A 1,795-nucleotide genomic window follows, 5' to 3' on the forward strand; every position below is an offset into this window, starting at 1 on the left:
TCCTCCAAAAGGGCCGCCAACAAGACAGCGAACACCTTTTGAAGAGTTCTGACTAATTGTTCCTCCAGCTCTTTTAATAAAGGCCATTCTGTGGTAAAATGTTTCATGGACTCTCTCCCTCCTGTTTTATTGATGTTGGTCATCACCATCATAGCAGGGAGAGAGTCCTTTTTGCATGACATTTGCTTTTTTCTACCGCGCTTCGCTTGGTGGCCCCGACGAGCGTCGCGAACAAAAGTTCGCAACCCTCGTCGGGGAATCATTCCTGAATGTCACCCACAAATATTTTACTCACACCTCGTTGTCAATAAATACTCCTTCAAAAAAGCCGTATTGAAACGGAGACCACGCTTGGATGGTAATGTTTTTTAATCGACAATATTCTAAAATATGACCGTCGCGGTCAGCTGCCCCGTCAAATAGCGTATTCGCTTGAATGCCGCTTGTCACTAAATTCGCATGCATCATACTGAACTGCATTTGATTTGCGATAATCGGCTGCTTAATGTATGCTTGCAATAGCTCGATTTGCATACTATTGAAGTTGCTCACCCCGAAATGACGGACTTTTCCACTTGCATGTAGACTGTCAAACGCCTCTGCTACTTCTTCTGGTTCCATAAGCGTATCCGGCCGATGTAAAAGCAGCATGTCTAAATAATCGGTTTGAAGTCGCTTTAATATTCCGTCGACCGATGCTAAAATGTGTTCTTTTGATAAGTCATAATAGCCGTCACGAATCGAACATTTACTTTGAATATGGATGCGTTCGCGCAAATGCGGGCGAGAAGCGAGCACTTCGCCAAACAGCTCCTCACAACGTCCTTTTCCATAAATATCGGCATGGTCAAACATCGTAATTCCTGCTTCAATCGCTTCGTCTACATAACGTGAAAGTTCGGAAACCGACATATCCGCAATTCTCATGCACCCTAGCACGATTTCCGACGCCATTAGACTAGAGCTACCAATGTTTCTCATATTCATCCCCCTCGTCATTTTCGTGGAAACAAATATGATTGTATCACAACATACAACACGCTAGCGAATACAATAATAGCGATAAATAAAATAAATCGCTACATATTCTGGCCAAAAAACCCCTAATCTTTGAAGACTAGGGGCTATGGTAAATAACTTAGTCCATTTTTTGTTTTCCACATAAAGTCAGGCGTGTTGATTATCCAATAAAATCCAAAGGGTATAGAAAAAAGAGCACCTTTCCTGTAGAATGTGAGTAGCGACACAAACAAACCCAGGAGGTGCTCTCTATGAACAAGCATACCACACTCCCGAATTTGATGCAAAAACTTGTTTCGGATGAAGAGATTCAACTGATTGCCGAAGCGGTTGGGTATCGTGATTCGTCTCGAACCTTTACGTTGCGCGAGTTGATTCACTTCTTCCTGCTGGCCGCCATGCATCAATGGAAAAGCTTTCGCCACGGAGCCGATGTGGGGCCTCTGTATGGATTGCCGCGATTCCATTATTCAACTGTATCCAAGAAAGCGAAAGAAGTTCCCTATGACATCATGAAACGCTTGTTGGCGTTGATCATTTCCAAGTGCAACCGCCAAACCCGCCGTTCGCTTCGGTTTCCCAAACCGCTTCGGGTGGTGGATTCGACGACCGTCACGGTCGGGAAAAACCGCCTGCCATGGGCGCCGTATCACGGCGAACGCGCCGGAGTGAAGCTGCACGTCGCGTATTCGCCGGAATCCTCGTTGCCGGCAGACGTGGTGGAAACCATCGGACTGCGTCATGATGGCCCGGTGGGAGAACAGTTGACGAACGC

2 pseudogenes are annotated in these 1,795 nt (G+C 46.0%); one reads left to right on the plus strand and one right to left on the minus strand.

The annotated features are described in order from the left end of the window. Window positions 1-297 precede the first annotated feature (297 nt). Window positions 298-987, minus strand: a pseudogene (locus tag LH47_RS14535) (aldo/keto reductase); the annotation flags it as partial. Window positions 988-1,271: 284 nt separating this feature from the next. Between LH47_RS14535 and LH47_RS14540 the strand changes: the two are divergent. Beyond that, window positions 1,272-1,795 (plus strand): annotated as a pseudogene (locus LH47_RS14540) (IS4-like element IS5377 family transposase); the annotation flags it as partial.

This window comes from Anoxybacillus thermarum (assembly GCF_000836725.1).
GTDB lineage: Bacteria > Bacillota > Bacilli > Bacillales > Anoxybacillaceae > Anoxybacillus > Anoxybacillus thermarum.